14 protein-coding genes are annotated in these 12,500 nt (G+C 70.2%); 10 read left to right on the top strand and 4 right to left on the bottom strand.

The window, feature by feature from the left end:
* Positions 1-17 precede the first annotated feature (17 nt).
* Genes ACFYY8_RS28425 through ACFYY8_RS28390 form a run of 8 tightly spaced genes read left to right on the top strand, consistent with a single transcriptional unit; the run spans position 18 to position 6,880 of the window.
* The gene (locus ACFYY8_RS28425; RefSeq protein WP_390046071.1) at positions 18-1,472 is read left to right on the top strand and encodes a 2-hydroxymuconic semialdehyde dehydrogenase; all 1,455 of its coding nucleotides are present in this window, start codon (positions 18-20) and stop codon (positions 1,470-1,472) included.
* Positions 1,465-2,262: a 2-keto-4-pentenoate hydratase gene (locus ACFYY8_RS28420; RefSeq protein ID WP_390046069.1), complete on the top strand. Its 798-nt coding sequence runs from the start codon at positions 1,465-1,467 to the stop codon at positions 2,260-2,262. The genes ACFYY8_RS28425 and ACFYY8_RS28420 overlap by 8 nt, the downstream gene beginning before the upstream one ends.
* On the top strand, positions 2,259-3,191 hold the full coding sequence (locus ACFYY8_RS28415; protein ID WP_352014075.1) for an acetaldehyde dehydrogenase (acetylating): 933 nt from the start codon (positions 2,259-2,261) through the stop codon (positions 3,189-3,191). The genes ACFYY8_RS28420 and ACFYY8_RS28415 overlap by 4 nt, the downstream gene beginning before the upstream one ends.
* Positions 3,188-4,201, top strand: coding sequence for a 4-hydroxy-2-oxovalerate aldolase (dmpG, locus tag ACFYY8_RS28410; RefSeq protein ID WP_352014074.1), 1,014 nt, complete (start codon positions 3,188-3,190; stop codon positions 4,199-4,201). The genes ACFYY8_RS28415 and dmpG overlap by 4 nt, the downstream gene beginning before the upstream one ends.
* On the top strand, positions 4,198-4,977 hold the full coding sequence (locus ACFYY8_RS28405; RefSeq protein WP_390046066.1) for a 2-keto-4-pentenoate hydratase: 780 nt from the start codon (positions 4,198-4,200) through the stop codon (positions 4,975-4,977). Before dmpG ends, ACFYY8_RS28405 begins: the two co-directional genes overlap by 4 nt.
* Positions 4,974-5,393 (top strand): RidA family protein, encoded by a 420-nt coding sequence (locus tag ACFYY8_RS28400; protein ID WP_390046064.1) that lies wholly within the window; start codon positions 4,974-4,976, stop codon positions 5,391-5,393. Before ACFYY8_RS28405 ends, ACFYY8_RS28400 begins: the two co-directional genes overlap by 4 nt.
* A complete protein-coding gene (locus ACFYY8_RS28395) occupies positions 5,390-5,905 on the top strand; it encodes a 3-hydroxyanthranilate 3,4-dioxygenase (RefSeq protein ID WP_390046062.1) in 516 nt (171 codons plus the stop codon). The genes ACFYY8_RS28400 and ACFYY8_RS28395 overlap by 4 nt, the downstream gene beginning before the upstream one ends.
* Positions 5,906-5,908: 3 nt before the next feature.
* Positions 5,909-6,880, top strand: coding sequence for an amidohydrolase family protein (locus ACFYY8_RS28390; protein ID WP_390046060.1), 972 nt, complete (start codon positions 5,909-5,911; stop codon positions 6,878-6,880).
* 75 nt (positions 6,881-6,955) lie between these two features.
* On the opposite strand, the gene ACFYY8_RS28385 is transcribed toward ACFYY8_RS28390, so the two are convergent.
* Entirely contained in the window at positions 6,956-7,669 is a 714-nt protein-coding gene (locus tag ACFYY8_RS28385) for a hypothetical protein (RefSeq protein WP_390046058.1), read from the bottom strand.
* A gap of 503 nt (positions 7,670-8,172) precedes the next feature.
* Between ACFYY8_RS28385 and ACFYY8_RS28380 the strand changes: the two genes are divergently transcribed.
* Positions 8,173-8,439, top strand: coding sequence for a hypothetical protein (locus tag ACFYY8_RS28380; protein WP_352014068.1), 267 nt, complete (start codon positions 8,173-8,175; stop codon positions 8,437-8,439).
* 8 nt (positions 8,440-8,447) lie between these two features.
* Here the strand turns inward: ACFYY8_RS28380 and ACFYY8_RS28375 are convergent, their stop codons facing one another.
* From ACFYY8_RS28375 to ACFYY8_RS28365, 3 genes are read right to left on the bottom strand one after another with little or no spacing between them, the layout of a single operon-like run.
* Positions 8,448-8,834 carry an MmcQ/YjbR family DNA-binding protein gene (locus ACFYY8_RS28375; RefSeq protein ID WP_390046055.1) on the bottom strand — a complete coding sequence of 129 codons (387 nt, stop codon included), beginning with the start codon at positions 8,832-8,834 and terminating at the stop codon, positions 8,448-8,450.
* Entirely contained in the window at positions 8,818-9,897 is a 1,080-nt protein-coding gene (locus ACFYY8_RS28370; RefSeq protein WP_390046053.1) for a DUF2293 domain-containing protein, read from the bottom strand. The genes ACFYY8_RS28375 and ACFYY8_RS28370 overlap by 17 nt, the downstream gene beginning before the upstream one ends.
* A gap of 23 nt (positions 9,898-9,920) precedes the next feature.
* On the bottom strand, positions 9,921-11,654 hold the full coding sequence (locus tag ACFYY8_RS28365) for a pyruvate dehydrogenase (protein WP_390046051.1): 1,734 nt from the start codon (positions 11,652-11,654) through the stop codon (positions 9,921-9,923).
* 88 nt (positions 11,655-11,742) lie between these two features.
* On the opposite strand from ACFYY8_RS28365, the gene ACFYY8_RS28360 reads away from it, so the two are divergent.
* Positions 11,743-12,447: an NAD-dependent deacetylase gene (locus ACFYY8_RS28360; RefSeq protein ID WP_390046049.1), complete on the top strand. Its 705-nt coding sequence runs from the start codon at positions 11,743-11,745 to the stop codon at positions 12,445-12,447.
* Positions 12,448-12,500: the final 53 nt, after the last annotated feature.

Raw genomic sequence — 12,500 nt, 5'->3', positions numbered from 1 at the left:
TTTCGTGAGGAGAAGACTTGTCTGACCAGGTGACCCACTTCATCGGTGGGGTACAGGTCGCCGAGGGGGCGACGTTCGAGACGCACGACCCCGTGACCGGCGGGGTGGTCCGCCTGGTCCACGAGGCGGACCGGACCGTCGTCGACAAGGCGGTCGCCGCCGCCCGCGCGGCACAGCCCGGCTGGGCGGCGCTGCCGATCGCGGAGCGGGCAGGGTGGATGCGCCGCCTCGCCGACGCGATCGAGGCCAGGTTCGGGGAACTCGTCGCCGCGGAGATCGCGGACACCGGTAAGTCGATCACACAGACCCGCACGCTGGACATTCCGCGTGGCGCGGCCAACTTCCGTTCCTTCGCCGAGATAGCCGCCCAGCGCCCCGACGAGGCCTTCCATCTGAAGGACGTGCTGAGCTACACGGTGCGCAGGCCGCTCGGCGTGGTCGCGGTGATCGTGCCGTGGAACCTGCCGTTCCTGCTGGCCACCTGGAAGATCGGTCCCTCGCTCGTCGCGGGCAACACCATCGTGGTCAAGCCGTCGGAGCACACGCCGGGCTCGATGGCCGTGCTCGCCGACATCGCCGCGGAGGTCGGCCTGCCGCCGGGCGTCCTGAACGTGGTGCACGGCTTCGGCGGCGGCTCGACCGGCCAGTTCCTCGTGGAGCACCCGGGGGTGGACGCGGTCACCTTCACCGGCGAGAGCCGTACCGGGTCGACGATCATGAAGAACGTGGCGGACCGGGTCAAGCCGGTCTCGTTCGAGCTGGGCGGCAAGAACGCCGGGCTGGTCTTCGCGGACGTCGATCTGGACGCGGCCGTCGAGGGCAGTGTGCGTTCGGTGTTCACCAACGGCGGGCAGGTCTGCCTGTGCACCGAGCGGCTCTACGTCGAGCGGCCGATCTTCGAGGAGTTCGTCACGCGCCTGGCCAAGCGGGCCGGGGAGCTGCGGTTCGGGCGTCCCGAGGACGAGGACACCACGATGATGCCGATGATCTCCGCCGAGCACCGGGACAAGGTGCTGTCCTACTACCGGCTCGCCGAGCGGGAGGGCGCGGAGTTCAGGGCGGGCGGCGGCGTGCCGCGCTTCGGCGACGAACGGGACGGGGGGTACTACGTCGAACCGACCGTGCTGACCGGTCTGCCGCCGACCTCCAGGGTGAACCGGGAGGAGATCTTCGGCCCCGTCTGTCACGTCACGCCGTTCGACACCGAGGCCGAGGCGATCGCGCTGGCCAACGACAGCGAGTACGGCCTGGCCGCGACGGTGTGGACCTCGCGGCTCAGCCGGGCGCACCGGGTCGCCCAGTCCCTTGAGGCGGGCCTGGTGTGGGTCAACACCTGGTACCTGCGCGACCTGCGCACCCCGTTCGGCGGGGTGAAGCTGTCGGGCATCGGCAGGGAGGGCGGCACCGACTCCCTGGACTTCTACTCGGAACCCACCACGATCACGATCAAGCTGGAGCCGGAACATGAGTGAGTGGAGCGAGGCGACCGACGCGCTCGCCGAGGCGGCCGACCAGCTGCTCGACGCGGCGCGCCACGGCAAGCCGTGTCCCCCGGTACGGCAGACGCTGCCGAGCGGGACGGCCGAGGTCGGCTACGCCGTACAGGAGATCAACACCAGGAGGGCGCTGCACGAGGGGCGGCGGCTGGTCGGGCGGAAGATCGGCCTGACCTCGGCCGTGGTCCAGCGCCAGCTGGGCGTCGACCAGCCCGACTTCGGGATGCTCTTCGCCGACATGGCCTGCCTGGACGGGCTGCCCGTGCCCGCCTCCCGGTTCCTGCAGCCGAAGGCCGAGGCGGAGATCGCGGTCGTCCTCAAGAGCGACCTGGTCGGCGGGCCGTTCACGGTCGCGGACGTCATCAGGGCGGTCGACTTCGTGCTCCCGGCCATCGAGATCGTGGACAGCCGGATCGCCGGATGGGACATCTCGCTGGTGGACACCATCGCCGACAACGCCTCAAGCGGGGCGTTCGTGCTCGGCAACACCCCGGTCGACCTGCGCGGTCTCGACCTGAGGCTGGCCGGGATGACGATGACGAGGAACGGCCAGGAGGCCTCGACCGGCGCCGGCGCGGCCTGCCTGGGGCACCCGCTCAACGCGGCCGTGTGGCTGGCCGACGCGCTCGGCGGCAAGGACTTCCCGCTGCTGGCGGGGGACGTGGTGTTGACCGGCGCGCTCGGGCCGATGGTGCCCGTAGAGGCCGGGGACGTGTTCGAGGCGCACATCGACGGCGTCGGTTCGGTAAGGGCGGTGTTCTCATGACGACGGTGACCACAGGTGGGCCGGTGAAGATCGCGATCATCGGGTCGGGCAACATCGGCACCGACCTGATGTTCAAGGCGCTGCTGTCCAGGCGGGTGGAGGTCGTCGCGATGGCGGGCATCGACCCCGACTCCGACGGTCTGGCCCGCGCCAGACGGCGCGGGGTGGCCACCACCCACGAGGGTGTCGAGGGCCTGGTCAAGCTGCCCGGCTTCGACGAGGTGGACATCGTCCTGGACGCGACCTCGGCCGGGGCGCACGTGCACAACGACCGGGTGCTGCGCGAGCACGGCAAGCGGGTCATCGACCTGACCCCGGCCGCGATCGGACCGTACGTGGTGCCTCCGGTGAACCTGGACGCCCACCTCGGTGAGCGCAACCTCAACATGGTGACCTGCGGCGGCCAGGCGACGATCCCGATCGTGGCGGCGGTGGCCTCGCGGGTCCCGGTGCGATACGCCGAGATCGTCGCCTCGATCTCCTCCAGGTCGGCCGGTCCCGGCACCCGCGCCAACATCGACGAGTTCACCGAGACGACCTCACGGGCGATCGAGCAGGTCGGCGGGGCCGCGCGGGGCAAGGCGATCATCATCCTCAACCCGGCGGAACCGCCGTTGATCATGCGGGACACGGTCTACTGCCTCGTCGACGACTGTGACGAGGCCGAGGTGGAGCTGGCCGTACGGGAGATGGTCGAGCGGGTCGCCGGGTATGTGCCCGGTTACCGGCTCAAGCAGGACGTGCAGTTCGAGCGCGTCCCGGCGGGTGAGCCGCTGCCGACCGGGGAGCGCTCCGGCGGCGTCAAGGTGAGCGTCTTCCTCGAAGTCGAGGGGGCCGCCCACTACCTTCCCGCGTACGCGGGCAATCTGGACATCATGACCTCGGCCGCGTTGCGCACCGCCGAGCGGCTGGCGGAGGTGGGCGCATGAGGCTCTACGTCCAGGACGTGACGCTGCGGGACGGCATGCACGCCATCAGGCACCGTTACAGCACGGAGCAGGCGGCTCAGATCGCCGCCGCGCTGGACGCCGCGGGCGTCGCGGCCATCGAGGTCGCCCACGGCGACGGCCTCGCCGGGGGCAGCTTCAACTACGGCGCGGGCGCGCACACCGACGACGAGTGGATCGAGGCGGTCGCGGGGGCCGTACGGCAGGCGAAGCTGACGACCCTGCTGCTGCCCGGGATCGGCACCATCCACGACCTCAGGCGGGCCCACGCGCTCGGTGTGACCTCGGTCAGGATCGCCACCCACTGCACCGAGGCCGACATCTCCGCCCAGCACATCGCGACCGCCCGCGAACTGGGCATGGACGTGGCCGGGTTCCTGATGATGTCCCACATGGCGCCGCCGGAGGAACTGGCCAGGCAGGCCAAGCTCATGGAGTCGTACGGCGCGCACTGCGTCTACGTGACCGACTCCGGTGGCGGGCTGACCATGGACGGGGTGCGTGACCGGGTCAGGGCCTACCGCGAGGTGCTCGACGAGGCGACGGAGATCGGCGTCCACGCCCACCACAACCTGGGCCTCGGCGTGGCCAACTCGGTCGTCGCCGTGGAGAACGGCACCTTCCGGGTCGACGCCTCCCTGGCCGGGATGGGCGCGGGCGCGGGCAACTGCCCGATCGAGGTGTTCGTCGCGGTGGCCGACCTGATGGGCTGGGAGCACGGCTGTGACCTCAACGCCCTGATGGACGCGGCCGACGACCTGATCAGGCCGTTGCAGGACCGGCCGGTCCGGGTGGACAGGGAGACGCTGACGCTCGGCTACGCCGGGGTCTACTCCAGCTTCCTGCGTCACGCGGAGGCGGCCTCCGAGCGCTACGGGATCGACACCCGGGCCATCCTGACGGAGGCGGGCAGGCGGCGGATGGTCGGCGGCCAGGAGGACATGATCGTGGACATCGCGCTGGACCTGGCGCGCGCGAAGGAGAACGCGTGACCGACATCCACAAGCTCGCCGCGGTGCTCGACGAGGCCGCCCGTACGGCTCGCGCCGTACGGCAGCCGGAGCAGGACTACGACGTGGCGACCGCCTACCGGGTGCAGGAGGAGCTGCTGCGGCTGCGCCTGGACCGGGGCGACCGGCTGGCCGGGGTGAAGCTGGGCTTCACCAGCGAGGGCAAGCGCCGCCAGATGGGCGTGCACGACGTGATCTTCGGCAGGGTCCCGGAGTCGTCGGCGGTTTTGGACGGCTCACACGCTGATATTTCCGGCTATATCCACCCACGTATCGAGCCGGAGGTCGTCTACCTCGTCGGCAGGCGCATCGCCACCGTCGCCGACGCCCTCGCCCCCGATGCCGTGGTGGCCATGGCGCCCGGCATCGAGATCATCGACTCCCGCTACGAGAACTTCCGCTTCTCGCTGCCGGACGTGATCGCCGACAACACCTCGGCCGCGGGCTACGTCGTCGGCCCGTGGCGGCCGTACGACCCGGCGCTGTGGAACCTCGGCGTGCTGCTGGAGATCGACGGCCGGGTCGTCCAGGCCGGATCGACCGGCGCCATCCTCGGCGACCCGCGCCGGGCCGTGGTCGAGGCCGCGCGGCTGGCCGTACAGGCCGGGGTGGTCATCGAGCCCGGCTGGATCCTGCTGGCGGGCGCCGCGACCCCGGCCGAGCCGCTCCCGGCGGGCGCGCACGTCAGGGTGCAAGCCCAGCACCTGGGGTCGGTCTCCTTCACCGCCGGAGGCGCCGTGAACGGGGAGGCGCCGTGAACGAGGGTGTGGTCGTCGGCGGGAAGGCCACGCCGCGTGGCAGGTTCCCGCACGTCAAGCGGGCCGGTGACCTCATCTACGTGTCCGGGACCAGCTCCCGCAGGCCGGACAACACGATCGCCGGGGCACGGGCCGACGAGTTCGGCACGGTCAGCCTCGACATCGCCGAGCAGACCAGGGCGGTGATCGAGAACATCCGCGACATCCTCCAGGCCGTGGGAGCCGACCTCTCCGACCTGGTCCAGGTGACCGCCTACCTGGTGAACATGAACGACTTCGGCGGTTACAACGCGGTCTACGCGGAGTACTTCGACGAGACCGGACCGACCAGGACGACGGTCGCGGTCCACCAGCTGCCCCACCCACATCTGTTGATCGAGATCCAGGCAGTCGCCTACAAGGAGGAGAGTCAGTGATTCCGCCCATCGACTTCACCAAGTGGATCGACGAGCACGCCCACCTGCTCAAGCCCCCGGTGGGCAACAAGGTGATCTTCGAGGGGGCGAACGACCTCATCGTCATGGTCGTCGGCGGCCCGAACGCGCGGACCGACTTCCACGTCGACCCGTACGAGGAGCTGTTCTACCAGGTCCGCGGCAACATGCACATCAACGTCATGACCGAGGACGGGCCGGAGACCGTGCACGTCAAGGAGGGCCAGATGTGGCTGCTCCCGCCGAACCTGCCGCACTCGCCGCAGCGCCCCGAGGAGGGGTCGGTCGGCTTCCTGGTCGAGCGGATCAGGCCGGAGGGCGTGCTGGAGAAGTTCCGGTGGTACTGCCAGGACTGCGACGCCGTCGTGCACGAGGTCGAGCTCCAGGTGCGTGACATCGTGTCCGACCTGCCGCCGATCTTCCAGGCGTTCTACGACGACGAGAAGGCCCGTACCTGCGGTAACTGCGGGGCCCTCCACCCGGGCAAGGGATAGCCGTTGATCATCGACGTCCACACCCATCACGTCCCCCGGGGCTGGCCCGACCTGGGCTGGCCGGAGGCGCCCAGGCTCAGGGTCGAGTCGGAGCGGGAGGCCATGATCCTGCTCGGCGACCGGGAGTTCCGCAGGATCCAGGACGACTGCTGGAACCCCCGGGTCCGCCTCGACCGGATGGACGCCGACGGGGTCAACGTCCAGGTCGTCTCCCCGACGCCGGTCTTCTTCTCCTACGAGCGTCCGGCGGCGCAGGCGGCCGGGGTGGCGCGGATCCTCAACGACCTGGCCCTGGAGATCTGCGACTCCGAGCGGCTCGTGCCGTTCTGCCAGGTGCCGCTGCAGGACCCCGACCTGGCCTGCGCGGAGCTGGACCGGTGCCTGGCGGCGGGGCACGCGGGCGTCGAGATCGGCAACCACGTCGGTGACCTCGACCTCGACGACGCGGGGATCGTCCAGTTCCTCCAGCACTGCGCGGCCGTCGGCGCGCCCGTCTTCGTCCACCCGTGGGACATGGCCGACAGCCCCCGGTTGCGGCGCTGGATGGCCCAGTGGCTGGTCGGCATGCCCGCGGAGACCCACCTGTCGGTGCTCGCCCTGATCCTGGGCGGCGTCTTCGACAGGGTCCCCGACAGCCTGCGGATCTGCTTCGCGCACGGCGGTGGCTCGTTCGCCTTCTGGCTCGGCCGGTTCGAGAACGCCTGGCACCGCCGCAACGACGTGGTCGGGACCTCGCTGCTGCCGCCCTCGGCCTACCTGGAGCGCTTCAGCGTCGACTCGGTGGTCTTCGACGAGCGGGCGCTGCGGCTGCTGGTGGACACCATGGGGCAGGAGCGGGTCATGCTCGGCTCCGACTTCCCCTACCCGCTGGGGGAGACGCCGGTCGGCTCGCTGATCAGGGGCGCCGGGTTCCTGACCGAGGAGGCGCGGGCGCTGCTGCTCGGCGGCAACGCCGTACGCTTCCTCGGCCGCTGACCCCCTGTCCTGGGCGTACGGCGACGCCCGGGTGACCCGGCACGGTGGTCACCCGGGCGTCGTACGGCCCGTGTCCTACTTCTCGGACAGCTTGCGGCCGTGGTACATCGGGTGGTCGGTCTCCCAGTAGCGCCAGCCCTCGACCCGGGCGGGGACGTTGGCGATGCCGGTGGCGATGTGGTTGACGCTGCAGTCCTCAAGCTGCTTCCAGGTCGACCAGCCGACCCGGTAGCCGAACACGCGGTACCAGAGGTTGCCGTACTTGCCGGGGGTGACGTCCCTGGCGTACAGGTGACCCGCCTCGACGACGTGCTCCTCGGCGAGCAGCGGGTTGACGTTGTTGCGCAGCCTGCGCAGGATCCCCTCATGCAGGGCGTTGCGGTCGATGTCGTGCTTGATCTCGCTCTGCTTCTCGCGCTCGATCTCCACCTCGAAGTACACGCGGTACTGCCGCCTGACGCTCGCCGTGATCGTGCCGCCGGGACCGTCGATGAAGCGGGTCCTGGGGAGGAAGAAGTTGATCGGCTTGAAGTGGTGGAACCTGAAGAAGTTGTGGGGCCTGCACTTGCGGCGGGCCTCTTCCTTGAGCGTGGGGATGGTCGGCGTCGGGTTCGGGACGGCGACCGAGTCACCCTGGCTACCGAGGGCGGCGGGCGCGGTGACGGCCGCGCACACGGAGGCAGCGAGCGCGAGGGAGGCGGACCCGGCCAGAATCGCCGTCGTCAGCCCCCTGGACCTGGTCCTGGCGCGGGCTACGACGGCATCCGTGCGGGGAATGGGCGTGAACATAGGAAGATACCGTTCTCTCCGGAACGCGGCCCGTGGCCGCGACCAACCATCTGACCGAAATACGGCCTGTGCCCGTTACGTTGGTTGACTCAACGTAACGATAAGGATGCTTACAGTTGCCAATGGTTGTCGTGTGACGCCACGCCGTCGCGAAGTCTCTTTAAAAGGGAAAGGCCGGGTGAAAGGCGTCTAGGCAGGTGGTGGCGTCGCTCTTCCGTCAACGGTCGTATTGCTCGCGAAGCGACTGGCGCATTGCGGTTCGCGGACATTCTCCTGACCCGTGGGGCTCGGCGGAATCAGGGGATGAAAGATGATCTGTCGCTAAATGTGTTGGCGTAATCGCTTTTAGTGGCGGAATGGTAATCCGGGGGGCTTGAGGCCTTGGGGTTCTCTGGGGTGCCCTCGGGGCCTCGCCGCCATACCGTGGAAGTCTCCGGTTCGACGCCGTGCCGTCATCTCGGTGGCGGCACGGCGTTCCGTCTGAGATTCACGTGGAGTCATCCATGATGACCAGGATCAGGAACGCTCTCGCGGCCGGTGCGATGGGGGCCTGCGCCCTCGCCGTACCCGCCATGACACCGGCCCAGGCGGCCCAGGTGGACGCGCCGGGCGTCACAGAGAACGTGAAGCCCTGCAAACACGGCAAGTGTCACCGCCACCGCCACCACCGTCAGAACCCCGAGCGCATCCCCGGCGGAATCCTCAACGACGACCTCAGCGACAACAGGACGCCGGGCGGTAGCAGAGGAAGCGGGGGCATCATCAACTGAGGGAGCCTTCAGCTCACGTCATCGGGAGACGAGGTGTCCAGCACGGCGACGAGCCGCTTGGGCGCCACGGCCCGGTAGCTCTCCTCGACCCAGTCGAGCAGCACCTCGGTCTCCGGCAGCGGACCCGTCAACGGGATCGTCACCCACCCCGCCCTGCCGAGGCCGTACCCCGAGGGCTTGGCGCCGTCGAGGGACAGGGCGTGGCCGCTCGACTCGGGGAGCTTGACACCCACGTGCGGGCTCCACCTGTCGGTCGGCTCCTCGACGCCGAGGAAGACGAAGATCTTCTTGTTGACCTTGACGACGCTCTCACCCCAGGGGTGGTCCTCGTACGCCTCGGGAAGGCTCAGCGCGAACCCGCGCATCGTCTCCCGCACCTCACGCCAGCTGTCCATGGCGCCCATTGTGACCAGCGGCACCGACAATCTCGCCCCGCCAGCGGGCGAGCACCCGGTCGATGCCGGCCCTGATGCGCTCTCTGGCCTCGGCCCGGGGGACCCCGGCCATCAGCAGCCGGTCGTAGTCGGTGTCGAGGTGCCGCACCGAGGCGATCACGGCCAGCGTGACGGCGTTCTCGTCGAGGACTCTGGCGGCCGCGGTACGGCCGACCCGGCCGCTGCCCCGCTGACCGGCGTGCCGGGCGATCTCCTCGGCCCGCTCGGGCGGGCAGCCGGGGAACAGCCTGACGATCTCCGCGGCCATCCGCGCCTGGAACTCGACGTCCTCGCCCGCGCGCCGTTCCCGGTCGCGTTCACGGCGGCGCAGCCGCACCTCCTCGTCGGCCAGGCACTGTTCCTCGGCCAGCGCGAGCGCGGACTCCTCGACCAGGATGCCGAGGCGTTCGTACCGTTTGCGCCGTGGGTTGAACCTGACCACCAGGGCGGCCAGCCCGCTCTCCTTCTTCGCCCTGCGGCTCAGCGCCGCGTTCCCCGCCGGCAGCAGGACCAGGTGGTCCAGGTCGGCGCAGGTCAGGCAGTACGGCTCGGCGCCCTCCATGATCAGGTACGGCCCCGTCCCGCCGCAGCCCGCGCACCTCCACTCCCGTTGCGGTTCGACCGCGACCAGGTCGGGGGCCTTGGTCTGCCGTTCGGCCAGCCGCTTCCTCCTGGTCTCGCTCATGTCGGGGGAGACCCAGTGGACACGGAAGACGGACTCCTCGCCCCCGGCCAGGAAACGCAGCTCGCCCCGGTCCCTGCCACTCGACAGGTAGGCGCTCTCGCCCTCGGTCAGCCCCCGTTCGAGCGCCCAGCGCCTGAGCAGGAGGGCCGCCTCGGTCATCCTGGCGCCGTCGACCGCGGTCAGCTCCTCAAGTGTGGGCGCCCTGCCCTGCCGCCAGGTGTCCACCTGACCGGCGCGCAGCCAGCGCAGGCCCGTCAGCACGTCGATCACGGTGACGAACCCACGCTGGGCGAGCGCGGCCTCGGCCGCCTCGTTGATCCGCCGCTGCAGTCTGCTCACCCCGACAGCCTGCCGTACGGGAATCAGGGACGGGGAATGTTGCGCAGGTTCGCCCTCGCCATGTCGATCATGCGCCCGACGCCGCCGCTCAGCACCACCTTGCTCGCGGCCTTGGCGAACCCCTTGACCTGCTCACCGGTGATGCGGGGCGGGATGGACAGCACGTTCGGGTCGGTGACGACGTCCACCAGGTACGGACCGGGGGCCGTCAGGGCGGTGCCGAGCGCCTCGCGGACCTCGGAGGGGCTGCGCACGGTCACGGCCTCGACGCCCATCGCCGTGGCGATCGCCGCGTAGTCGGTGAAGGGGTAGTCGGTGCCGAAGTCGAGAAGGCCGTCGACCAGCATCTCCAGCTTCACCATGCCGAGCGAGGAGTTGTTGAACACCACGATCTTCACCGGAAGGTCGTGATCCCGTACGGTGAGCAGCTCGCCGAGCAGCATGCTGAGCCCGCCGTCGCCGGACAGCGAGACCACCTGCCTGCCGGGGGCCGCGAACTGGGCGCCGATGGCGTGCGGCAGGGCGTTGGCCATGCTTCCGTGCCTGAAGGAGCCGATGACACGCCTGCGGCCGTTCGGCGTCAGGTAGCGGGCGGCCCAGACGTTGCACATCCCGGTGTCCACGGTGAAGACCGTGTCGTCGCCAGCCAGCTCGTCCAGCACGTCGGCGACGTACTCAGGATGGATCGGGACATGGTGCTCGATGTCCCGGGTGTAGGCGTCCACCACGTTGTCCAGGGCCTTCAGGTGCCGTTCGAGCATCCTGTCCAGGTAACGGCGGTCCTGCTTCTGGCGCACGTCGGGCAGTACGGCCCGCAGCGTCTCCCCGACGTCGCCGTGCACGGCCAGTTCGAGCGGCGTCCTGCGGCCCAGGCTGCCCGCGTCGTGGTCCACCTGGACGGTCCGCGCGCCGGGCAGGAACTCGTCGTAGGGGAAGTCCGTGCCCAGCAGCACCAGCAGGTCGGCCTCCCGCGTGGCCTCGTAGCACGCGCCGTACCCGAGCAGGCCGCTCATCCCCACGTCGTAGGGGTTGTCGTACTGGATCCACTCCTTGCCCCGCAGCGCGTGCCCGACCGGGGCGAGCGTGCGGGCGGCCAGCGACATGACCTCCTCGTGCGCGTCGCGCACCCCGGCGCCGCAGAACAGCATCACCTTCTCGGCGGCGTTCAGCGCGACGGCCAGTTCGGAGACCTGGTCGGCCGGAGGGTGGAGCGTGCCCGGCCGGGTGAGGAAGTCGTGCGGCCCCGCCTCCTGGGACACCCGCAGCTGCGCCACGTCGCCGGGCAGGACGACCACGGAGACGCCCGGGCCGCCGATCGCCCGCTGTACGGCCACGCGCAGTACCCTGGGCATCTGTTCCGCCGTGCCGATCACCTCGCAGAAGCCGGCGCACTCGGCGAACAGCCGTTCCGGGTGGGTCTCCTGGAAGAAGTCCGTCCCGATCTGCGGGCTGGGGATCTGCGAGGCCAGCGCGAGCACGGGGGCACGGCTGCGGTGGGCGTCGTACAGGCCCTGCACCAGGTGGGTGTTGCCGGGCCCGCAGCTGCCCGCGCACACCGCGAGCCGCCCGGTGACCTGCGCCTCCGCGGCGGCGGCGAAGGCCCCGGCCTCCTCGTTGCGAACCTGGACCCAGTCGATGCCCCCGGTCTTGCGCACCGCGTCGACCACCGGGTTGAGGCTGTCGCCCACGACCCCGTAGATCCGTTCGACTCCGGCCTGCCGCAACACCTGGACGAACTGCTCGGCGACGGTCCCCATGGCGCTCCCCCTCGTTTCGCGTCATGGGGTACCTCACCGGTTTTTTCCGAATCACTCCGGACCGAGTAGGGCTGACTACGATTGGGCGATGACGGTGACCGTACTGACGGGGGCGGGCATCTCCACCGAATCCGGCATTCCCGACTATCGAGGCCCGAACGGCCTGTGGCGCGCGGACCCGGAGCAGGAGAGGCTCGTCACCTACCACCACTACATGGGCAGCGCCGAGATCAGACGGCGGTCATGGCTGTTCCGCCGCGACAGTCCCGCCTGGGACGCCGAGCCGAACGCCGCCCACCGCGCCCTGGCCACGCTGCCGGACGCCTGGATCATCACGCAGAACGTCGACGGCCTGCACCGGCGCGCCGGATCGCCGCAGGACCGGGTGCTCGAACTGCACGGCAACATGTTCGGCGCGGTATGCACCTCGTGCGGGGCGGACTCGACGACGCTTGAGGCGGTCGAACGGATCATGGCGGGGGAGGACGACCCGGCCTGCCGTGCGTGCGGCGGCATCCTGAAGACCGCGACCGTGATGTTCGGTCAGTCCCTTGACCAGGGCGTCCTGTCCAGGGCGGTCGAGGCGGCCGGGAACTGCGAGGTGTTCGTCGCCGTGGGCACCTCCCTGCAGGTACGGCCCGCGGCCACGCTGGTCTCGATCGCGGCGGAGGCGGGGGCCAGGGTGGTCATCGTCAACGGGGAGCCGACCGCCTACGACCACATGGCCGACGAGGTCATCCACGACCCGATCGGCGTGGCCGTACCCCGGCTGTGCGCCGCGCTCACGGCCTGACGTCCCCGGCGCGCCGACCGTCGATCCGTTGGGCGACTTGTTTGCGCACAATC

It is taken from the genome of Streptosporangium sp. NPDC001559 (assembly GCF_042893955.1).
Classification (GTDB): domain Bacteria; phylum Actinomycetota; class Actinomycetes; order Streptosporangiales; family Streptosporangiaceae; genus Streptosporangium.
This window is presented reverse-complemented; position numbering and strand designations above follow the sequence as displayed.